The organism is Collimonas sp. PA-H2 (assembly GCF_002564105.1).
GTDB lineage: Bacteria > Pseudomonadota > Gammaproteobacteria > Burkholderiales > Burkholderiaceae_D > Collimonas.
In genome coordinates, this window is record NZ_PDBX01000001.1 from 5,545,351 (window position 1) to 5,566,618 (window position 21,268).

19 protein-coding genes are annotated in these 21,268 nt (G+C 59.4%); 6 read left to right on the forward strand and 13 right to left on the reverse strand.

Annotated features, from left to right (window positions below):
* Window positions 1-21: 21 nt before the first annotated feature.
* From truA to BCF11_RS25515, 8 genes are all read right to left on the reverse strand, one after another.
* Window positions 22-831, reverse strand: coding sequence for a tRNA pseudouridine(38-40) synthase TruA (truA, locus tag BCF11_RS25480; protein WP_098497235.1), 810 nt, complete (start codon window positions 829-831; stop codon window positions 22-24).
* A gap of 119 nt (window positions 832-950) precedes the next feature.
* Window positions 951-3,926 carry a FimV/HubP family polar landmark protein gene (locus tag BCF11_RS25485; protein WP_098497236.1) on the reverse strand — a complete coding sequence of 992 codons (2,976 nt, stop codon included), beginning with the start codon at window positions 3,924-3,926 and terminating at the stop codon, window positions 951-953.
* A 251-nt stretch (window positions 3,927-4,177) separates the two neighbouring features.
* Window positions 4,178-5,311 (reverse strand): aspartate-semialdehyde dehydrogenase, encoded by a 1,134-nt coding sequence (gene asd / locus BCF11_RS25490; RefSeq protein WP_098497692.1) that lies wholly within the window; start codon window positions 5,309-5,311, stop codon window positions 4,178-4,180.
* 71 nt (window positions 5,312-5,382) lie between these two features.
* Window positions 5,383-6,453, reverse strand: coding sequence for a 3-isopropylmalate dehydrogenase (gene leuB / locus BCF11_RS25495; protein ID WP_098497237.1), 1,071 nt, complete (start codon window positions 6,451-6,453; stop codon window positions 5,383-5,385).
* A gap of 128 nt (window positions 6,454-6,581) precedes the next feature.
* Window positions 6,582-7,229: a 3-isopropylmalate dehydratase small subunit gene (leuD, locus tag BCF11_RS25500; RefSeq protein WP_098497238.1), complete on the reverse strand. Its 648-nt coding sequence runs from the start codon at window positions 7,227-7,229 to the stop codon at window positions 6,582-6,584.
* A 56-nt stretch (window positions 7,230-7,285) separates the two neighbouring features.
* The gene (locus tag BCF11_RS25505) at window positions 7,286-7,411 is read right to left on the reverse strand and encodes an entericidin A/B family lipoprotein (RefSeq protein ID WP_335340341.1); all 126 of its coding nucleotides are present in this window, start codon (window positions 7,409-7,411) and stop codon (window positions 7,286-7,288) included.
* A 17-nt stretch (window positions 7,412-7,428) separates the two neighbouring features.
* Window positions 7,429-8,829: a 3-isopropylmalate dehydratase large subunit gene (leuC, locus tag BCF11_RS25510; RefSeq protein WP_098497239.1), complete on the reverse strand. Its 1,401-nt coding sequence runs from the start codon at window positions 8,827-8,829 to the stop codon at window positions 7,429-7,431.
* 177 nt (window positions 8,830-9,006) lie between these two features.
* On the reverse strand, window positions 9,007-9,891 hold the full coding sequence (locus BCF11_RS25515; RefSeq protein WP_098497240.1) for a DMT family transporter: 885 nt from the start codon (window positions 9,889-9,891) through the stop codon (window positions 9,007-9,009).
* Between the two features lie 768 nt (window positions 9,892-10,659).
* On the opposite strand from BCF11_RS25515, the gene BCF11_RS28100 reads away from it, so the two are divergent.
* The 5 genes from BCF11_RS28100 to BCF11_RS25545 all read left to right on the forward strand — a co-directional run bounded on the left by BCF11_RS28100 (window position 10,660) and on the right by BCF11_RS25545 (window position 15,494).
* On the forward strand, window positions 10,660-11,295 hold the full coding sequence (locus BCF11_RS28100; protein WP_158229283.1) for a hypothetical protein: 636 nt from the start codon (window positions 10,660-10,662) through the stop codon (window positions 11,293-11,295).
* A 99-nt stretch (window positions 11,296-11,394) separates the two neighbouring features.
* A complete protein-coding gene (locus tag BCF11_RS25530; protein WP_098497243.1) occupies window positions 11,395-12,243 on the forward strand; it encodes a hypothetical protein in 849 nt (282 codons plus the stop codon).
* 20 nt (window positions 12,244-12,263) lie between these two features.
* Window positions 12,264-12,557, forward strand: a complete 294-nt coding sequence (locus BCF11_RS25535) for a transposase (RefSeq protein ID WP_158229284.1) — start codon at window positions 12,264-12,266, stop codon at window positions 12,555-12,557.
* Window positions 12,558-12,876: 319 nt separating this feature from the next.
* On the forward strand, window positions 12,877-13,899 hold the full coding sequence (locus BCF11_RS25540) for a GlxA family transcriptional regulator (protein WP_098497245.1): 1,023 nt from the start codon (window positions 12,877-12,879) through the stop codon (window positions 13,897-13,899).
* Window positions 13,900-13,928: 29 nt separating this feature from the next.
* Window positions 13,929-15,494: a GGDEF domain-containing protein gene (locus BCF11_RS25545; RefSeq protein WP_098497246.1), complete on the forward strand. Its 1,566-nt coding sequence runs from the start codon at window positions 13,929-13,931 to the stop codon at window positions 15,492-15,494.
* A gap of 11 nt (window positions 15,495-15,505) precedes the next feature.
* Here the strand turns inward: BCF11_RS25545 and BCF11_RS25550 are convergent, their stop codons facing one another.
* The 3 genes from BCF11_RS25550 to BCF11_RS28445 form a co-directional block, all read right to left on the reverse strand.
* Complete coding sequence (locus BCF11_RS25550) at window positions 15,506-15,700, reverse strand: hypothetical protein (RefSeq protein ID WP_098497247.1); 195 nt, start codon at window positions 15,698-15,700, stop codon at window positions 15,506-15,508.
* A gap of 284 nt (window positions 15,701-15,984) precedes the next feature.
* On the reverse strand, window positions 15,985-17,385 hold the full coding sequence (locus tag BCF11_RS28550; protein WP_304441872.1) for a collagen-like triple helix repeat-containing protein: 1,401 nt from the start codon (window positions 17,383-17,385) through the stop codon (window positions 15,985-15,987).
* On the reverse strand, window positions 17,352-17,849 hold the full coding sequence (locus tag BCF11_RS28445) for a hypothetical protein (protein WP_233212628.1): 498 nt from the start codon (window positions 17,847-17,849) through the stop codon (window positions 17,352-17,354). The genes BCF11_RS28550 and BCF11_RS28445 overlap by 34 nt, the downstream gene beginning before the upstream one ends.
* Before the next feature lie 568 nt (window positions 17,850-18,417).
* Here BCF11_RS28445 and BCF11_RS25560 point away from each other — a divergent pair.
* Window positions 18,418-19,188 (forward strand): peptidoglycan DD-metalloendopeptidase family protein, encoded by a 771-nt coding sequence (locus BCF11_RS25560; protein ID WP_233212629.1) that lies wholly within the window; start codon window positions 18,418-18,420, stop codon window positions 19,186-19,188.
* Window positions 19,189-19,733: 545 nt separating this feature from the next.
* Here the strand turns inward: BCF11_RS25560 and BCF11_RS25565 are convergent.
* Together BCF11_RS25565 and BCF11_RS25570 are read right to left on the reverse strand one after the other, a co-directional pair.
* The gene (locus tag BCF11_RS25565) at window positions 19,734-20,954 is read right to left on the reverse strand and encodes a DUF3443 domain-containing protein (RefSeq protein WP_098497693.1); all 1,221 of its coding nucleotides are present in this window, start codon (window positions 20,952-20,954) and stop codon (window positions 19,734-19,736) included.
* A gap of 12 nt (window positions 20,955-20,966) precedes the next feature.
* Window positions 20,967-21,268, reverse strand: a 302-nt coding sequence (locus tag BCF11_RS25570; protein ID WP_143751478.1) for a DUF2844 domain-containing protein, incomplete at its 5' end; no start/stop codon positions are given.

Sequence of the window (21,268 nt, forward strand, 5' to 3'; positions counted from 1 at the left end):
AATTGACAGCTACAAGCGCTTTTACAGCCAGGGCAACAACCCCGCCGGCTGCTGCGGTAGCTGCCACTTCTGGTCGTAAGCCACTTGCGCAAGGTACAAGCCATCCGGCATGAAGGTCGGCGCCGCCCGGCTGCGATCGCGCTGCTGCAGCAGTTCGGCGATCCAGTGCGGTGGTTTGCCGCCATGGCCGGTGTAGATCAGGGACCCGACGATATTGCGCACCATGTGATGCAGGAAGGCGTTGGCGCGTAAGGTGAAGACGATCAGATCGCCGCGCCGCTCTATGCCGATCTGGTCCATGCTGCGCACCGGCGACTTGGCCTGGCATTCGATGGCGCGGAATGCGGAAAAGTCGTGAGTGCCGATCAGGTGCGCCGCCGCCTGACGCATCAGCTCGAGCTCCAGCGGCCGGAATACCCACCCTGCCTTGCCCTCCAGCAGCGGCGAGCGCACCGGATTGTTATACAAGAGATAATGATAAGTCCTGGCGCTGGCGCTGAAACGCGCATGGAAATTGTCTTGCTCCTCGCCGCCAGCGACGATAGGCAGTTCATGCGCCCAGCGCACGGCGATGGACGGCGGCAAAAAGGCATTCAGGCCGCGCACCCAGGAAAATATCTCGCGCGACAGGTGGGTATCGAAATGCACCACCTGCTCCAGCGCATGCACGCCCGAGTCAGTACGGCCGGCGCAGGTAGTGGCGACCGGGCCCTGGGTGAATTTTTGCAAGGCGAGCTCGAGCCGGTCCTGCACGGTCTTGCCGCTGGGCTGGGTCTGCCATCCTTGCCAAGGCGTGCCGTCGTACTGCACGCCGAGAACGATACGTTTCATCCAATTCCTGTTTTATAAAAGCAAACGGGCGCTAGCATAACGCCGCGCCCGTCCTTTGGCAAAATGCCAAGGTGATTTTAACAGTGAGTTGCCTCCTCAGTCGGGAGGCAAGGCACTGATTACAGTTTAGCGATCAACAGCTTCGCTGCATCTACCTGCTCTGCACTGCCGCCCTTCAATACTTCTTCCAGCAACTCGCGCGCGCCTTCCTTGTCGCCGATTTCCTTGTAAGCGACAGCCAGGTCGAGCTTGGTCGCCATTTCAGGATTGGCGCTGGCTACCGCCGACGCCACTTCAGCGACGGCTGCCACAGGAGCGCTGGCAGCTGCCGGAGCATGCGCATGGACTACGCTGTCCAGGTCCAGGTTCATGCCGGACAGATTGAATTCCAGCGGCGCCACCATCGGCTCTGCGTGTTGCGCATACGAAGGCGTCACCGGCGCTTTGACTTCCGGCTTGGTCTCAAATGGCAGGTCGATGTGAGCGTGGGCAGGCTCGTAGTTGGATGGCTGGCCGCCGGCCGGAAAATCCAGCGCGCCGAACGCTGCCACTGCCGGCGCAGCCTTCTCTACCGCTTTAACTGCAGCAGGCGCCGCAGCAGCTGCCTTATGGTCCAGTTCGAAATCGAGCGAGTCGAGCATCGACTTGCCGGCTTCGTGCACAGGCGACAACAGCACGGTGTTCTGATTGGCGGACGCGGCGCTGCCGAGCTCTTCCAGATCGAAATCCATGTCGCTGATCTCTGCCTTGGGAGCAGCGTTGCCTTGCTTGCCCAGATCATTCTGGCTCAATGGCGCCAGCAGTTCTGCCGCAGGGGCGGCATGCACCAGCTCAGGAATCGGCGCCGGCGCAGCCTGCGGCTCGGTCGGTGCTGTCAGCGAGTTGAAATCGAGACCATCCATAGGCTGGGTCGGTGCGGTAATCGCATCGGCCTTGGCAATCACCTGGTCTTGCAGCTTGCCGCCGCCGTACAGCGGATTGGCCGGATCGACATTCAGGCCCAGTGCAGCCGCCTGCTGCCAGTCCTCGCCCTCGCCGCGGGTCAGGCTGTACAACTCGCTGGCCAGGATTTCAAACGAGCGCGGATCCTTGCGGTTGGCATAGATTTCCAGCAGCTTGACGCGGATTGCATTGCGGGCTGGCTGGTTACGCAGGGCTTCTTTCAGGATTTCTTCGGCTTGGGCATCGCGTCCGTAAGCGATGTAGACGTCAGCCTCGGCGACCGGATCGACATTGGTGTCGAGATGGCTGACCGATGGCACGAAATTCGAATTGAAAATGCTGTTCTTGGTGTCGACGCTCTGACCGCCAGTCGAACCGAACAGGGAATTGCCCTTCAGGCCCGAATTCGTCATTGGTGCGCCGCTGCTGTCCAGGAACGCTTGCTGGCGCGCCCGGTTGCGGCGGTAGCGGAACAGGCCGAGGCCGGCCAGCAACGCCACCAGCACGCCGCCAACCGGCAACAAATAAGGATTTTCGGTCAGGCTGGCAAACATGCCCGGCTCTGGCGCAGGCGCTGCCGGCTTGGCCACAGGCTTAGGCGCAGCCGCTACCGGGGCTGCAGCCGGAGCCGCGGCGCTGGCATCAGCGGCCGCCGTTGCGGAAGCCACAGGGGCTGCTGCTCCGGTGGCGACGATAGCCGCACCGGCTGCTGCTGCCGGTGCATCCGCTGAATCAGCCTTGGCTGGAGCTGCGGCCGCTGGCGCCGGAGCTGCCGGAACTGCTGCAACAGGGGCTGGGGCCGGGGCTGCCGCCACGACAGGAGCCGGAGCAGGCGCCGCCGCAGGTGCGGCAGGCTTCACGCTGGCGGCCTGATTCTGCAGGTCAGCCAAGTTCTTGTTCTTCAGTTCCAGCGTCTTTTGCAGATCGCTGACATTCTTTTCCAGTTCCTTGACGCGCGCCTGGGCTTCAGCAGCCGCTTTTTCACGGGCGATCTTTTCTTCCGTCGCCGCAGTTGCTGCCGCCTTGGCATCAGCAGCGCCGGCCGCAGCCGCGCCGCGCGACAGTTTCAGCTTGTCTTTGGATTCGCTGGCAGGCGTGGCTTGTTCTTCCACCTTGGATGTGATCTTGCCGCCGCTGCTTTGACGCGGTTCCGCGGTTGCCGCCGGAGCGGCCGACTCAACCAGTCCAGCCAGCGTATTGCGATAGCTCTTGAAGTCTTTCGACTGCGCCACTATCACGTTGCGTGCTTCCGACTTGCTGACGCTGCCAGCGCTGGCGGCATCAGGAATCGACAGGATCTGGCCGGAACGCAGACGATTCATGTTCTTGCCGACAAACGCACCTTCATTGCTGCGGTACAAAGCCACCAGCATCTGGTCGAGCGAAACGCCGGCAGGCAGGTTTTCGCTGGCGATGCGGGCCAGTGTATCGCCCTTCTTGACGTGATAATCGCCGCCCGAGGATTCCGCCGCCGGTGCTGCCTGGGCCGCCTTGGCCGGGCTGCCCGAACCTGCCGCCTTGCCGGCTGCAGGACTATTGCTATTGCCGCCACCGGCGACAGCTCTGGCTGCCGCGGCGCGTGTGGCATCGGAAATGGTGGAGCCGCCGCTAATCTGCGACGACGGTGCTGCCTGGCTTGGCGCCACGCGGGCAACCGGTGCGGCAGCAGCGGCGTTACGCGCCGGGGCCGCCATCTGGGCGGGCTGAGCCTGGCGCTGGCCGGCCGGATCCAGCAGCAAGGTGTATTCGCGCACCAGGTGCGACTTGGTGCCGCCCAGTTCCATCAGCATGTCGACGAAGGGCTCATTGATCGGCTGGCTTGAAGTCACCCGCACGAAACGGCGGTCGCCGCGCTGGTCGATAGCAAATTGCAAAGACAGCAAGGCCGGATTGAAATCGATATTGGCCTTCTGGTAGGTTTCCGGACTGGCCAGCTTGGCCACCAGGCCGCCCGCCTCATCCTGGCTTACCGAGGTAAGCTCAATTTCTGCACGTAACGGTTGCCCCAGCGAGGACAGCACGGTTAATTTACCCAGCCCGGCAGCCTCAACGTTAGACACCATCAGCAGGGTCGAAACCACGGCTGCAGTGAGGGTCTTTAAACCGGTGGAAATAAATTTATTCGAAGAATTCGGGTGCATGTTGTGTGGCATGAAGGACTATCCGTTGGCGTATAAGGAAACAAATCTTGCTGAAAGCAAATACTGTACCCAGTTTTTTTAAAAATCAATATGCAGATTGACATGCATGCGTATCAATATGCGATAAACACTGCCAAATAATAATAAATGCCAATCAATACCGCTAGATACATCAAACCCGCTAAGCCATTCTCAGGAAAAGTCTTAGCGGGCTTTATTGCAAGTCGGCAACAATATCACAACTAGTGCGACAAGTCAGCGGCTCAGTTATCCAGAACTATGCGCAGCATGCGGCGCAACGGTTCTGCCGCGCCCCACAGCAGCTGGTCACCGACGGTAAATGCTGACAAATAATCGCCACCCATCTGCAATTTACGCAGACGACCGACAGGAATTGTCAGGCTGCCGGTGACCGCTGCGGGCGTAAGGTCGTGCATTGATGACTCTTTGTCATTAGGCACCACCTTCACCCACTGGTTATTACTGGCGATGATGTCATTGATTTCATCCAGCGGCACATCTTTTTTCAGCTTGATGGTCAATGCCTGCGAATGGCAGCGCATGGCGCCGATGCGGATGCACAGCCCATCCACCGGGATTACTTTGCCGCCGTTGCTGAAGCCTTCGCCGCGGCCGAGGATCTTGTTGGTTTCGGCGCCGGCTTTCCATTCTTCTTTCGACAGGCCCTCACCCAGGTCCTTGTCGATCCAGGGGATCAGATTACCGCCCAGCGGCACGCCAAACTGCTTGGTTTCATCGGCCGGCATGGAATGCTGCTTGCCGAGCACCTTGCGGTCGATTTCCAGAATCGCCGATTTCGGATCGTCCAGCAAGGCCTTGACTTCGGCGTTGATCGAACCGAACTGGGTCAGCAACTCGCGCATGTGCTGAGCGCCGCCGCCGGAAGCCGCCTGGTAGGTCATGGAAGTCATCCACTCGATCATGTCATGCTCGAACAGGCCGCCCAGGCCCATCATCATGCAGGATACGGTGCAATTGCCGCCGATGTAGTTCTTGACGCCGCGCTGCAGGCTGTCCTTGATGACATTCAGGTTGACCGGATCCAGCACGATGATCGCGTCGTCCTTCATGCGCAGGGTCGATGCTGCATCGATCCAGTAGCCGTTCCAGCCGGCCGCACGCAGCTTAGGGAAAATCTCGCTGGTGTAGTCGCCGCCCTGGCAGGTAATAATGATGTCGCATTTTTTCAGGGCTTCAATATCGGTGGCGTCTTTCAACGTTGTTTCGTTTTTCGCCAGTGCCGGAGCTTTGCCGCCGGCATTTGAAGTTGAGAAAAATACCGGTTCGATATGGGCGAAATCGCCCTCTTCCTGCATACGCTGCAACAAGACCGAACCCACCATGCCACGCCAACCGACCAAACCAACCAGTTTCATCATGATTCCCTAACAAAATCGGGGAAAATCCCCGCACTCCACGGCAGACCCACCTGCCAAATTCTTTTCTTTTAACCGAGCGCTTTGACTACTGCCGCACCCATTTCGCTGGTGCCGACCTTGGTGGTGCCCGCTTCATAAATGTCGGCGGTGCGCAAGCCTTGCGCCAGCACCTTCTTGACCGCGTTGTCGATGCGATCGGCCTGCTCCGCCTTGTTCAGCGAGAAGCGCAGCATCATCGCCGCCGACAGGATCGTCGCCAGCGGATTGGCGATGCCCTTGCCGGCGATGTCCGGCGCCGAACCGTGCGACGGCTCGTACAGGCCCTTGTTGTTGGCGTCCAGCGAAGCCGACGGCAGCATGCCGATCGAACCGGTCAGCATGGCGGCCTGGTCCGACAGGATATCGCCGAACATGTTGCCAGTGACGATGACGTCGAATTTCTTCGGCGCGCGCACCAGTTGCATCGCGGCGTTGTCGACATACATGTGGTCCAGCGCGACGTCAGGATATTCCTTATGCACATCAGTGACGATGTCTTTCCAGAACTGGAAAGTCTCCAGCACGTTAGCCTTGTCGACGCTGGTCAGGCGCTTGCCGCGCTTTTGCGCCGCCTGGAAGGCAACGTGCGCGATGCGGCGGATTTCCGATTCAGCGTAGCGCATGGTGTCGAAACCTTCGCGCTCGCCCTTGAAAGCGCCGTCCGGCGCGGTACGGACGCCGCGCGGCTGGCCGAAATAGATGTCGCCGGTGAGCTCACGGATGATCAGGATATCCAGTCCGGACACCACTTCTGGCTTCAGCGTCGAGGCGTTGGCCAGTTCCGGATACAGGATCGCCGGACGCAGGTTGGCGAACAGGCCGAGGTGCTTGCGCAGGCCGAGGATCGCCTGCTCCGGGCGCAGCGAACGCTCCAGGGTATCGTACTGCCAATCGCCCACCGCGCCGAACAGGATGGCATCAGCTTCCTTTGCCAGTTTCAGGGTGCCTTCCGGCAGCGGATGGCCGTGCGCGGCATAGCCGGCGCCGCCGACCGGCGCGCTTTCCAGTTCAAATTTTTCGCCCAGCACGTTCAACACATTGACCGCTTGCTCGACGATTTCAGGACCGATGCCATCACCTGGCAAAATTGCTATTTTCATTTTTTCCTGGATTGAATAATTCAAAAATATTCTGTCTGATCAGTTGAGGACAAAGTCGCACGGATAGTGTAATTCGTCGCACGGCGGCGACTCTTAAACACTTCCCGTGCAGCTCTGTCCCCAATAAGCTAGATTGTATTGCTCAGCCAAGGCTGAGCAAACAAATGACGCTCTTCAAATTCGCGGATCTTGTCAGCCTGGCGCAAGGTCAGGCCGATATCGTCAAGGCCGTTCAGCAAGCAATATTTGCGGAACTCGCCGACTTCAAACGGGAAAGCCAGATTGCCGTTGGCCGTGCTGACCAGTTGCTTTTCCAGGTCGATCACCAGCTTGTAACCAGGGAAAGCCTTGACCTCATCGAACAGGCGGTCGATCTGCGCCTCAGGCAGCATGATCGGCAGCAAACCGTTCTTGAAGCAGTTATTGAAGAAGATATCGGCGAAGCTTGGCGCGATGACAGCGCGGAAGCCGTACTGGTCCAGCGCCCACGGCGCGTGCTCGCGCGAGGAACCGCAGCCGAAATTCTTGCGCGTCAGCAAAATCGATGCGCCCTGGTAACGCTGCTGGTTGAGGACGAAATCCGGATTCAGCGGCCGCCGTCCATTATCCATGCCCGGCTCGCCATGATCTAGGTAACGCCATTCATCGAACAGGTTGGGGCCGAAACCGGTGCGCTGGATCGACTTCAGGAACTGCTTGGGGATAATCGCGTCGGTATCGACGTTAGCGCGGTCCAGCGGCGCCACCAAGCCATCCAGTACAGTAAATTTATTCATCACATATCCAATCTTGATGCGCCTTTTCTTGACGCCGTTCCGCTAGCGCGGGGTGATCACTTGCCTTGAATCTTTTCGCCGACGTGTTCTACATCTTTGCCAAAGCCGTGAAAGGTATTGCAAGCAGTCAGCGCATAAACACTAGTCAGCAACACGCACAGGGTGATTATTTTCTTCATCATTGTTCCATCCTTCAATCTTATAGCGAGCGAATATCCACGAAATGGCCGGCGATCCCAGCCGCCGCGGCCATTGCCGGGCTGACCAGATGGGTGCGGCCGCCGGCGCCCTGGCGGCCTTCGAAGTTGCGGTTCGAGGTGGAAGCACAGCGCTCGCCCGGCTCCAGCCGGTCGGCGTTCATTGCCAGGCACATCGAGCAGCCCGGCTCGCGCCATTCGAAGCCGGCATCCTTGAAAATCTTGTCCAGGCCTTCGCGCTCGGCCTGTTCCTTGACCAGGCCGGAGCCCGGCACCACCATCGCCAGCTTGACGTTGGAAGCGCGGAACTTGCCGCGCACCACTGCCGCCGCGGCGCGCAGATCTTCAATCCGCGAGTTGGTGCAGGAGCCGATGAAGACCTTGTCGATGCGGATATCTTCAATCGCGGTGTTCGGCTTCAGCGCCATGTAGGCCAGCGCTTTTTCCATGCCGTCGCGCTTGGTGGCGTCTTTTTCCTTGTCCGGATCGGGGATGCGGCCGTCCACTGCCACCACCATTTCGGGCGAGGTGCCCCAGGTCACTTGCGGCTTGATCTCGGCTGCGTTGAGGGTCACCACCATGTCAAATTTGGAGCCTGGATCGGAATGCAAGGTGCGCCAGTAAGTCACGGCGCGCTCCCAGTGCGGTCCGGCCGGCGAAAACGGCCGGCCCTTGACGTAGCTCAGCGTGGTGTCGTCGACGGCAATCATGCCGGCGCGGGCGCCGGCTTCAATCGCCATATTGCACACCGTCATGCGGCCTTCCATCGACAAGGCGCGAATCGCCGTGCCGGCGAATTCAATCGCGTAGCCGGTGCCGCCGGCGGTGCCGATGCGGCCGATCACGGCCAGCACGATATCCTTGGCGGTGACGCCGTTGGGAATCGCGCCGTCGACCTGCACCAGCATCGATTTGGATTTCTTGGTCAGCAAGGTTTGCGTGGCCAGCACGTGCTCGACTTCCGAGGTGCCGATGCCGTGCGCCAGGCAGCCGAAGGCGCCGTGGGTGGAGGTATGCGAATCGCCGCAGACCACGGTCATGCCCGGCAGGGTTGCGCCCTGCTCCGGCCCGATCACGTGGACGATGCCCTGGCGGTGGTCATTCATACCGAAATAGGTCAGGCCATAGCTCTTGGCATTGGCATCCAGCGTTTCAACCTGCAGGCGCGATATCGGATCGGCAATGCCATTGGCGCGGCCGGTAGTCGGCACGTTATGGTCGGCCACCATCAGGTTGGCCGGCAGGCGCCATGGCTTGCGCCCGGCCAGCTTCAGTCCTTCGAAGGCCTGAGGGCTGGTGACCTCGTGCAAAAGATGTCGATCGATATACAGAATCGCCGTGCCGTCCTGTTCGGTATGGACGACATGGGCATCCCAGAGTTTGTCATAGAGCGTTTTAAGCATGATCCAGGGCGGCTTCGAGACCGCGCAAAACAGTGAATTTAGCTCTTGATTATGCCATAGAAGCAGCCCGCCAATACTCTAGAACGTCGTGAAAATGACATTCCCTGCCCTGGCATGTTGCATATATTCACGTATTGCCTGGCCCCGGGAACGCCAAAGCTGGAAATTGTTTAGCTCTTATTTAGCCGCTTTGCCGCGCAGATAGGCGGACAGATCGAGCTTGCCGGTCGCCAGCGCGGTTCCCAGCAAGATGATCAGGCAGCCGAGGACCATGCCGGGCGTCACCTGCTCCTTCAGGAAAATGGCGCCCCAGATCACGCCGAAGATCGGAATCAGGAAGGTCACGGAAGCCGCATAGGCGGAGCCGACGCGGTCCAGCAGGCGATAGAAGATCGCATAGGCCACGCCGGTGCACAGCACGCCCAGCGCCAGCACTGAATACCAGGCGAGGCTGGATACCGGCGCCGCCGGCCAATACAGCAATGCCAGCGGCAGCAGCACCAGGGTCGCCGCCAGCTGGCTGCCGCAGGCCACGACAAAAGGCGGCACGCCGGCCAGGCGGGTTTTCGAATAGTTGATCGCAAAACCATAGGACAGCGTGGCCAGCAGCACCGCGCCGGTCGCCAGCCAGACTCCGGGCTGTCCCTCGCCGATCTTGTCCCACACCAGCACAATCACACCCGCCATGCCGACCAGCATGCCGATCACCTGCGGCCGGCTCATCGGCGCTTTCAGCCAGACGAACGCGATCAGGCCAGTCCACAACGGCACGGTGGCGTTCAAGACAGCATCGAAACCGGCGTTCACATACAAGGTCGAGTAGGCAAACAGCGAGAACGGAAAGGCTGAATTGGTGACGCCGACCACCAGCATCGGCCATAACTTGCTGCGCAAATGACCGCGCGCGACGGCCGAACGCAATACTGGCAGCAGCACCAGCGCGGCGATGCCGACGCGCAAGGCGATCAAGGGCACCGGACCGAATTCCGGCGTACCGATGCGCATGAAAAGAAACGATGCGCCCCAGATGGCCGCGAGAGAAAACAGTTCCGCAATATTCATGGCTGGCTTTTCGATTTGGATTAAGTGTCCCGGCAGCACCCGGCAGCGGGACACAAATTAACATGCGGCAATATATCCGATAATCGCGACCGCGTAAAAAAATCACGTTATCGACGCCTATGCCGGCGTCAAAAAAAATATCCGCGCAACATATCGATGCGCACCCCGCTCCGCAGAAAATCCCGCCCACGCATCACAGCGGAAAGCAGCCCTCCACATGCAGTTTCAGCGAAACAGTGCGGAATCTGCACACGTTGTTTTACGCCTTGTCAAAAACGGACATCACATGCTCTCGACAGTTTTCCCGTGCGTCATTATTCGCAGCGACGCCATTTCAGGCACCAAGAATGAAATGGCATTTTTATATTTTTTTTGTTAGCGCTCCCAAGATGCAGCATGGAAAAACACTAGCCAAACCGGCCAACTTATCTGTCCGAAGCTGACAGGGTTTTGTCGTAAACACTAGGTTTTGCAATCCTATTATCAGATCAACGTAAATGCACTCGCTCGACGAGCCCTGCGCTGATCGCGTCCAAAACAACGCCCTTCGATCACGCTTTGTCCTGCTGAAAAGAGACATTTTCGTTTAGCTCGGCGAGACATTCGCAAAGCTTGTTGCCGCATAAGAAGTTCGCTTTCATCCGGCGCACTTCTTATGCGCAACACGCTGACGAGACGATCTTTATTTGTGGCAACACTTGCCGATGGCCAGGGGCGCATGGGCAAGACAATCTGGTGAATGATGCCCCACTCCAAGGAGAAACAGAAATGAAAAAGCAAATTCTTGCCGCATCCATAGTTTCACTGTTCGCCGTCTCTGCATTCGCTCATCAATCTTCCGGCTCAAGCACAAGCACCACCACCACCACCGCCACCATCACTAGCGTCGCAACTGCAGTGTCGGTCGGTGGCGTAGGCGGCGCCGGCGGCTCGGCAAGTTCAGGCGGCGCAACCGGCGGCTCGGCCACTGGCGGCACAGCAACGGGCGGCAATGCAAGCCAAACCATTACCGGCGGCATGGCCAATACCGGCGGCAACTGGACCGGCGCCGGCGGCAGCACGGCAACCGGCGGCGCAACTACAGCCGGCGGAACCAGCAGCGGCACTGCCAATGGCGGCAGTAGCGGCGATGCCGGCAAGCTTGGCAGCACCACAGGCGGTGCTGGCGGCGCATCCAGCGCCACCGGCAGCACACAAGCCTATAACGGCAATGCCAGTTCCAGTGGAGGCATAAGCGGCACATGGACCGGTAACGCAGATGCATCGATTAATGGTGCTACCAATACCGGCGGCTCGGCAGGAAACTTTGTGTTCGCTGGCGGCGCTCAATCTGGCAATGCCACTGCTGGCAACGGCGGCTTTGGCGGCAATGCATTCTCATCGGCAAAAGCCGGCAATCAATAATAACAACGGCAGGGAACGGCTCGGTTAGCTATGAGTTGCGAGAGGGAAAAGAAATTTTTCCCTCTCGTTTGTAAAACCAACCATTACGATGGAGAAGCCATGAAACGCATACTTATAGGCATACTGGTAGCCTCGACCTTCACAGTGCCGGCGCTAGCGCAGACGACACCTACCACCACATCCACATCCACCGCAACCGCGGTCGGCGGCGCGGGCGGCGTCGGCGGCTCGGCAGCAGGCGGCGCGGCAGCAGGCGGCACCGCGTCCAATACGATTTCGGGAACATATGGCGCATCTGCCACCAATGGCGGCAGCGCAACCGGCGGCTCAGGCACCGGCGGCAACTCAAGCGTGAGCGTATCCGTTTCCCTGCCGACCACATCGGGAACGGGAACATCTGGTTCAGGAGCATCCGGCACTGGAACATCAGCAGGAGCAGGAACCAGCAGCGCCGCAGGCGAGCCAGGCAGCAGCGCTAACAACACCAAGACCACGGTCGACTACGGCGGCACTTATTCCATCAAGACCGTGCCGAATATTGTTGCGCCATCGCTGACGACCACCTTGTCCGACACCTGCATGGGTTCGGCATCGTTCGGCTTGTCGTTCACAGGTTTCGGCGCCACCGGCGGCACCACCATGGTCGACCAGGCATGCGTACGGCGCCTTGATTCCAGGGAATTCCGCGCCATGGGCCTGAACGATGTGGCGCTTGCCCTGCTCTGCCAAAGCGAAGCCAATCGCAAAGCGGTTGAATCGACCGGACGTTCCTGCCCAGGCATGGAAAGAGCCGCCGCACCTGCTGCCCCGGCCGCGCCTTCCGCAGAAAACAATGCCGTCAGCCAAAACCTGATGAACATCGGCGATCAATATAAAGACCCGTTGATTCGAGCCCGTCTTGGCCTGGATAGCAAAATGCCGGATTTGTCTGCCTTAAAAGACCGCTAAAAAGAATGCGAGGCAATGCCATGAAGCGTTCGCCATTCTCCAGCGACCAGATCGCTGCGGCCCTGAAGCAGGAGGAACTGGGCATGCCGTTGGCTGATGTGATCAAGCAAGCAGGAATCACGGAACGCACCTTCCTTAACTGGAAGCGGCAATACGGGGGCCTGCCTGACTATCCGCAAGACTTGAAATGCCTGCAGGAAGAGAACGCCAAGCTGAAACAGATTGTGGCTGAACTGACACTGGAAAACGCTCGCTTGCAAGATGTACTGGAAGACAAGCGAAGTAAACACGAGCATTACAGCTCTCCCAGTTGAATGCCGCTTGGCAAGAAATAGATAGCTTTGGATAAACGATATAAATCGTAATATTATTTTTACTAAAATGTGAACACAACGGCTTCAAATGTCAAATAAATACTCGAAAGAAATTAACAATGGTGCACGCGGAAAATTTCGGCGGATTTATTTTGTTGCCATAGAAAATCATGTGTTAACGCGCCACGGAATCAACTAAATTTAACAATCATTTACTGGACAATATCCAGTTTTGTAGCAGAATGGGGAATAGTAATTTACCAATAAAAAATTGCGTTCCGGCAATGCAAAACGGTAAATTGGCGGCAGGGAGAGTCTCATGGATATCGAGTGCGCAAAGACACTTGAAGTGATAGACGGCGGCAGCTCAACCAGGCATATAGGTATCATCGTTTTTGAAGGCGTTGTGCTGGCTGACGTGGTGGGCGCGGCGGATGTTTTCGGCGTCGGCGACAAGCTGATTTCCACGGTCTTTCCCGGCACCACACGCTATGCCGTGTCCGTCCTGTCGATTGCGGGCGGCATGATCATGTCATCCGCCTCGGTGCAGATCATGACTTCGGCACTGGCGTCCTTCGACAAACATCATTTCGACACCCTGCTGATTGCCAGCGGCACAGGCAATTTCGACGCCTACCGGGATCCCGTCCTGATTACCTGGCTGCAGCAAATGCGCGGCAACGTGCGTCGCATCGCCGCGATCTGCACCGGCGTCTTCGTGATCGGCGCCGCCGGTTTCCTCAACAACCGCCGCGCCACCACCCATTGGGCCCTGCTGGACAAGCTGGCGCGCGAATTCCCGCTGATTAAAATCGAGCGCGAAGCGCAGATCAGTGAAGACGACGGCATCTTTACGTCTTGCGATGTAGGCATGGCCACAGACCTGGCATTACGCTTGCTGGAAAACGATCTGGGTCCCGCAGTTGCGCGGCGGGTCGCGCAAAGCCTGGTAGTCTGCCAGCGCCGCCGCGACACGCCGCCTGCCAACCAGGCGTCGCCTGCCAGTTTCCCGGTCAAGACCAGCAAGATCCAGCGCGCCTCGTTATGGTTTGTGGAACATCTGGCGGAATCCATCAGCGTGGTCGACGCCGCCAACTTCGTATCCATGAGCGAACGCAATTTTGTGCGCCAGTTCAAGCGCGAAACCGGACAGACGCCGCATGATTTCCTGCTCAACCTGCGGCTAGAAGCAGTGCGCCAGCAATTGACCGAGACCGACCTGCCGGTGGACAAGATAGCCAGGCGCTGCGGCCTGTTCAGCGGCGAGCACGTCGCCAAATTGTTCCGCAAGCATATGTGGACATCTCCCACGGAATACCGCAAGGGCATAAGGCCAAACTGAGACCGTAGGCACTATTGCCTGGAGCACCGATGAACACTACCATCGCGATAGCGGCCCGCCAAGTGCGCTTCAATCTCAAGCCTTTACCTATCACCTTCCTGGCGACACTGTTCGTGGTGCTGGTATGCGTGTCGCTGCTGACGGTGGAGGCATGGCGCAGCTGGCATGAGCGCATCGTCGAATTGCAGGAAACGGAAATTGCCACGCGCAACCTGGCGCGCGCGCTGTCGGAACAGGCTGACGACACGATCAAGCAGGCCGATACCGTACTGGTGGGCGTGGTTGAACGCCTTGAACTGGACGGCAGCAGCAGTGCATCGCTGGAGCGCCTGCATAAACTCCTGATCCAGCATATTGCCGAACTGCCGCAGCTGAACGACCTCTCGATCTACGATGAAACCGGACTCTGGCTGGTCAACGCCCGCAGCGGTCCGATCCCGGTCGTCAACAATTCCGACCGCCAGTATTTCCGCCATCATCACGACGATCTCGAGCGCGGCCCCTATATCGGGCCGCCAGTGCGCAGCCGTTCCACGGGCGCGTGGATAGTGACCGTCTCGCGCCGCGTCAACCACGCCGACGGCAGTTTTGCCGGCGTCGCCCTGGCCACCATCAACATCAGCTATTTCAAGAATTTTTACGACAGCTTCGATATCGGCCGCGCCGGTTCGATCTTCCTCAGTCTGAATGACGGCACGATGCTGGTCAGGAGTCCCATGCAGGACAACGCGATCGGCAAGAACCTGGCCAACTATCCGATCTACCGCGACTACGCTTCCAAGAATGCGGGTGGCACCGCCATCATGCGCTCGGGCCAGGATGGCGTGGAGCGGCTGATCGCCTACCGCCATCTGGATCGCTACCCACTGTTTATCACTGTCGCCCGCTCCAAGGACGAAGTATTGGCTGACTGGCGCGCCGACACCTACCTGCATGTGCTGGGCGCAGCGCTGCTGACACTGGCGCTGGGACTGCTCGGCTGGCGCCTGATCCATCAGATCCAGCTGCGCCTGGCGGCGGAGGCGGGCTTGCTGCAAGTCCAGGAATCCTTGCGCACCCTGAACCAGCACCTGGAACAGCTGGCGCTGCAAGACAGCTTGACCGGCCTCGCCAACCGCCGCCACTTCGACAGCACCTTGCGCGACGAATTCAGTCGCGCCGTGCGCAACGCAACTTCGCTGGCGCTGGTGATGATCGATGTCGACTACTTCAAGCAATACAACGATATCTACGGCCATCTGGCTGGCGATGAATGCCTGCGGCAGATCAGTGAAGTAGTGAAAGCCAGCAAGAACCGGCCCGGAGACCTGGCCGCGCGTTACGGCGGCGAAGAACTGGCAGTCTTGCTGCCGGATACCAATCTGGCGGGAGCAATTGCCGTAGCAGAAAAAATCCGCCTGGCGATTTACGACTTACTGATAGACCATGCATTCGGCCCGGTCGGCATGGTCACCATCAGCGCCGGCGTCGCGGCTTTCGTGCCGCTCAGAGATGACAACATTCCTTTTGAACTGATTCAGGCGGCAGACAAGGCAATGTATGCGGCGAAGGCAGCTGGGCGCAATTGCGTACGTTCCAGCGATGATTTGCGTTGAATCCTGGCGCTTCATATGCGGCCGCGGCGCCCTCTTTCATAGATCAGAGAACCCACTGCTATCAGGCGGTACAGCTCCTGCTCAGTGAGCTTGTAAGATAGTGCCGCGATCTCGCGCGCCAGCATGCCGATCAACAAATCATTTCCCGGCACCTGCGCCTGTGGGCTGGCACATGCGATCAAATCGACTATTTGTTCGGCTCTCATGATCCCACCTCGGTAGTATTAATTACTGAACTTTAGCGTTTGCCTGAGCGGCTCTGTTCGCCGATGCCGGCGTACCAGATTCAAGATATGGCGCCGGTTGTTTGCGCGTTGCCGGGGAAACTGGCCATTGAATCGATGGTTCAAGCAGGAGCCAGGGGTTGCAACAGACTTTGCTCTACTTTCAATGCGGGGGCGTCGCCGCATTTCATCGCTGTTTCCGATCAGGTGCCGAGGCAAGGAAGGCTGGCCAATGGCCAGCGCCTCCCTGGATTAGCGCGGCAAGATTATTTCTTGCCGCCTCCCAACAAGCCGCTCAGCAAACCGGTCGCTGGCGCCTGGTTATCCGTGCCGCCCGTTGCGCCTTTACCGCCGGTCAAGCCCGTCACCAGATTGACCACGGGGGCCAGGATGCCGCCAGCCGCACCGCCGCTTGTACCACCAGCTGCACCGGTCAAGCCACCGACCAGGCCGGTAACCGGAGCCAGGATGTTGCCTGCACCGCCGCCGGCGCCGCCAGTTGCGCCAGCCACCAAGCCGGTAACTGGGGCAAGGATGCTGCCTGCGCCGCCACCAGCACCACCGGTTTTACCGGTCAGGCTACCCACCAGGCCGGTAACCGGAGCCAGGATGTTGCCTGCGCCGCCGCTTGTACCACCAGCTGCGCCAGTCAAGCCACCCACCAGACCAGTAACCGGAGCCAGGATGTTGCCTGCGCCACCACCAGCACCACCGGTTTTACCGGTCAGGCTACCCACCAGACCAGTAACCGGAGCCAGGATGTTGCCTGCACCGCCGCCGGCGCCACCCGTTGCTCCACCCAGACCACCAAGCAAGCCGGTAACCGGAGCGAGGATGCCGCCTGCACCGCCGCCGGCGCCACCCGTTGCACCACCCAGACCACCAAGCAGGCCAGTGATCGGCGCCAATGGGTTGCCGCCAGCCGCACCGCCCAGTCCCCCTATCACCCCTGCCGCTACATTATCCAAAGGCTGCAATAAACCGCCGGTCTTGTTGCCCAGCAGAGGCTGGCCGGTGCCGACCAGAGCATTGGTACCAAGACCCGCCACGGTGCCGCCGAGATCGCTGACTACGCCGCCCAGGCTGCTGACGCCGGGAACTTTTGCGCCGGTCAGAGTATGGCCGATACCATTGACGGTTCCGCCCAGCGCCACCAGCAGGCCGTTCACAGGCTGGTTCAGGCCGGTTGCGTTACCGACTGTCTGGGTCAAGGTTGTCACGGTACTGGTCAATGGAACGATTGTCTGGCTGACGGTTTGCGTAATCTGCTGTACCGGCCCGGTGGTCAGCAGCGTAGTCACCGGCGCTCCCAGCCCTGAAACGGTCGCTCCCACCTGAGTCACCAGGTTGCCCACCGGCGTAGTCACGGCAGCCAGCGGCGCCAACGGTCCGGTTCCCAGCCCGGCAACCACTTGCCCGACGCCTTGCACCGTATTGCCCACTTGGGTCACGACGCCGCCAGCGCTGCCGACGGTGGTGCCAAGCGCATTAGGATTGCTGCCGATCTGGCCCAGGCCATTGGTGAGGCCGGTGCCCAGCGTGCTGACAATGCCGCTGCCGTTGTCGACTACGGTTGTCAGGCCGCCCTTGGATTGGGAAGAAAGCAATGGCACGTTGTTGATGACGGTATTGCCTATCGTACCCAGTGCTGCGCCAGTGCCGGACACCGTGGTGCCGACATTGGAAAGGAAATTGCTCGAAGCGCCGCCGCCTGTACCACCACCACCTGTACCACCACCACCACCACCACCTGTACCACCACCACCACCACCTGTACCGCCACCACCACCGCCTGTACCGCCACCGCCGCCGCCTGTACCGCCACCGCCGCCGCCCGTACCGCCACCACCGCCGCCCGTACCGCCACCACCGCCGCCCGTACCACCACCACCGCCGCCCGTACCACCACCACCGTCGCCTGTGCCACCACCACCGCCCGTACCGCCACCGCCGCCACCTGTACCGCCACCATCGCCGCCACCTGTGCCACTACCGCCAGTGCCGCTGCCGCCACCGTCAGTACCGCTTCCCCCGCCTGCACCGCCTCCCGCGCCTGCGCCAGTACCGGTAGCGCCGGTTCCCTGAGTAGCTCCTGCCCCTGAGCCGAATGTTTTCCCGAGGTCGCCGCCACTTGAGCAGCCGGCCAACAAACTGGTTAACAACAATGAAGCTGCAACCAGGCTCGTTTTTTGCGATGTGTTCATGATGTATTTCCCCTTTGTGAAAGTTCGAACCACATGTCCCTGCTTGTATATTTCGCAAAGAGCATGCCAGCAGGACAAAGGGGCGAATACGATTAACATTCCCACCAAAAAATCAGCATAAATACTTTAAAATCAATCACATAGATTTTCTTTACTCAAATCTGAAAAATCTGAAAATAGTCGATAGAGCAAGGTTTGATACGTTACATGTAACGTAACGCCGTGCTTGACTCGGGTACAATTAATTATCTTTACGGCATTTAAATAACGGATTTTCCAAGCGTCTGGATCCGGCCTTTCAGCTATTGCCCGGCACACCCCGGCTACCAGCCTCATTTACCCGGCATGCAGAATTGCGCTATCCTCAGCCGCTGGAAAAAACGGCAACAGCTTGCCGGACACGCAACTAGTTTCGTCGAACGAGGTCAGAGGATCGCGTCAGCCTGACGGCGCCAGAGTCTATTAATCCAGGTCAGATTTATCAGAGGAATAACATTGTCGGTCCAGAATACAGAGGCATCCAGCTCGCAACATCCAGGCACAAGTTCCAGTCTTCGGCGCGCGCTTGCACGGATTATTTCCCCTGCGCTACCGCTGGCATTCCTGCTCGCGCTAGGCGCCTGCAGCACGCCATCCGGCCCGGCCCAGCCTAGCGGCCCCGGCTATTACACGGTACAAAAGGGCGACACGCTATCCAGCATTGCGCGCAAATTCAAGCGCAGCAACAGCGAAATCATCGCCTGGAACAAGCTTTCTGACCCAAATGACATCAAGGTTGACCAGGCCCTACGCATAGCGCCGGATGGCGCTCGCGCCAGCGGCAATCCTGTGGCAAGCCGCACTGCCCGCCCGCGCAACGATGACAGCGATGATGCGGCGGCGGCGGCCGGCGAACCAAAAGACGCGCTTGACTGGACTTGGCCGGCTGCCGGCCAATCGAGCCGCGGCGCCGGCCAGGGAAGGAAAGGCATAGATATCGCCGGCCAGCTGGGGCAGCCGGTAATGGCTGCCGCTGCAGGCAAGGTGACCTATGCCGGCAGCGGCATACGCGGCTATGGCAACCTGGTGATCATCAAGCACAGCAGCTACATGCTGTCGGTTTACGCCCATAACAAAACCATCATGGTCAAGGAAGGGCAGATGGTCAGCAAGGGCCAGACAATCGCCGAAATGGGGAAATCCGACAGCAATACGGTCAAGCTGTACTTCGAAATCCGCCGCCAGGGAAAAGCGGTGGATCCAACGCGCTATTTGCCTAGTCGCTGAAAGCCGGATTCATGCCGCGAAAAAAAAGGGGCGCACCACGCGCTAATGCTGTTCAGTTAGGGCAGAACGACATGGCGTAGGGTGGGCACTCCATGCCCACGCAGTGCCGTGGAGATTTACGTCTCTGGGCACTCGCACCCGGGCTGCGCGCCCCCGTCCTATCCGCGTGGGCACGGAGTGCCCACCCTACCGGTGCTTTGTCGCGAGCTCAGGAAGCCCGCAGCGCTTATCGCGCCGAATGCGAACAGCAGCGCCATCAGTTCGACCACACAAGCAGGGGCACAGCAACCGGCCGGATACAAAATCGCTACACAATTAATCATTCCTTACTGAAAATCGCTGCCGTAGGGTGGGCACTCCGTGCCCACGCAGTATTATGGATATTCGTGTCCCTGACATTCGTGCCCCGGCTACGCGCCCCGGCCCGTTCGCGTGGGCAAGGAGTGCCCACCTTACGAGTTCCGCAAATAAAAATGCCGTTCAGTCTTAACTGAACGGCATTACGCGCCACGCGCCCCTTTGCATCAACATCAATTTTTCGCTATTCAATAGGCAACAAAGGGGCCGACAGTGCCTGCTACGGTAACGCCTTCCAGCGCCGTATATACAGATTTGCCAAAGTAGAACGGCAATCCCCAATCGAAGTAAGAAGCGAAAGCCGGCCCGCCAGCCAGGTTGTTGAAGGCCGTATTGTTCTGATTCGACTGGAACAGCGAATTGGCGTTTGCCACATTGAAGTTGATAATGCTGCTCAGTCCGTTGAGGCCGGTATTCGTCGCGCTTCGGTTCAGCGTCGACAAGGGGCAATAAAAGCCGGTGTTGTTGCTGCAAGACGGGATGGTCGAATCCGCAAAGAACAAGCCGTTCGAGCCGCTGTCAAAGAAGCCTTGCATCACCTGCCCCTGGTACAGCACGCTCAGGTTGCCTGAGCCGTTGAGTGTATAGATGCGGGCGCTGCCAAGTCCATTGTTTGACTGCGTACCAATGCCGAAAACCAGCGAGCCGCTGACGCCTGACGCGCCGCTGTCGCTGATGCTCGGCAACTGGACGATCGTGCCGTTATTATCCTGAGCGAAAGAGGCCACCGGATTCCCCACTTGCTTGGCCAGCGGCAGCGTGGTCGCGGTGCAATTCACGCCCCCTGGACAGGAGTAGTACCAGCCTTCAAGCGCTTGGCCGGCGCAGGCGCTGCCGCAATCCTGGATAAATGTACTGAGGCCGATCACGCCGTTGGCATGGAAGGCAGCCACGGTATTTTCCGCCACCAGGCTGCCAGAACAGCCGTTGGGCACCGAGGTGAAGGCGCTGTCGCCGATGACGTGCACTGAAATGTTGCTGGCGACTTCACCGGCCATGCGCAGGTCGGCCTGCCGCACTGAACCCCAGCTGTAACCGTCCGCAAAGCGAGCACATTCGGCCAGCGGATTACCGCTGGGGGCCGCCAGCGAAGGCAATGTGATACTGGGGGACAAGACCGACGAGATGATGCGCAAGCCGCTGGAACCGGTATCGACCAGGATATGGTCGATGGTCTGGCATTGCGCGGTGCTGCCAGGCGCACAGAGGGTGATCGAGACAAACGGTGAATTGACGGCGTTGACCGACTGTCCGGAGACCGTCGGACCGCTGTCGATCACGATGGCCTGGACATTCTGGACCGGCTGCGGCGTCGGCGTGGGAGTGCTGTTGCCGGAACCGCCGCCACCGCCACAGGCCAGCAAGAGCGCGCTGCTAAGCAGGCAAAGCAGATAAGTCATAGGACGCATGGTCATCTCCGGTCAGCGAATGTCACTAGGGGTCACGCCTTGCGGCAGCAAAGATGGCACATAAGCGCTACCGGCAAAAGAACGCATATGACCGCCTGAATGCAATACCAGCTGATCCGACTGGATGGTAACCGCGCGGCGCACGGCATGAGGTGCACTGGCAGCGCTGACATACTGGTCGGCATAGGTGCCCAGCAATTCCTGCAGGTTCGGCATGTCCGGTCCCTGCCAGCTGACCGCAAACACGATATTGGCCGGCGAGATGTATTCCCGCACCGTGGTGCCAGACGGCTGCACCGTCTCGCTGACGGTAT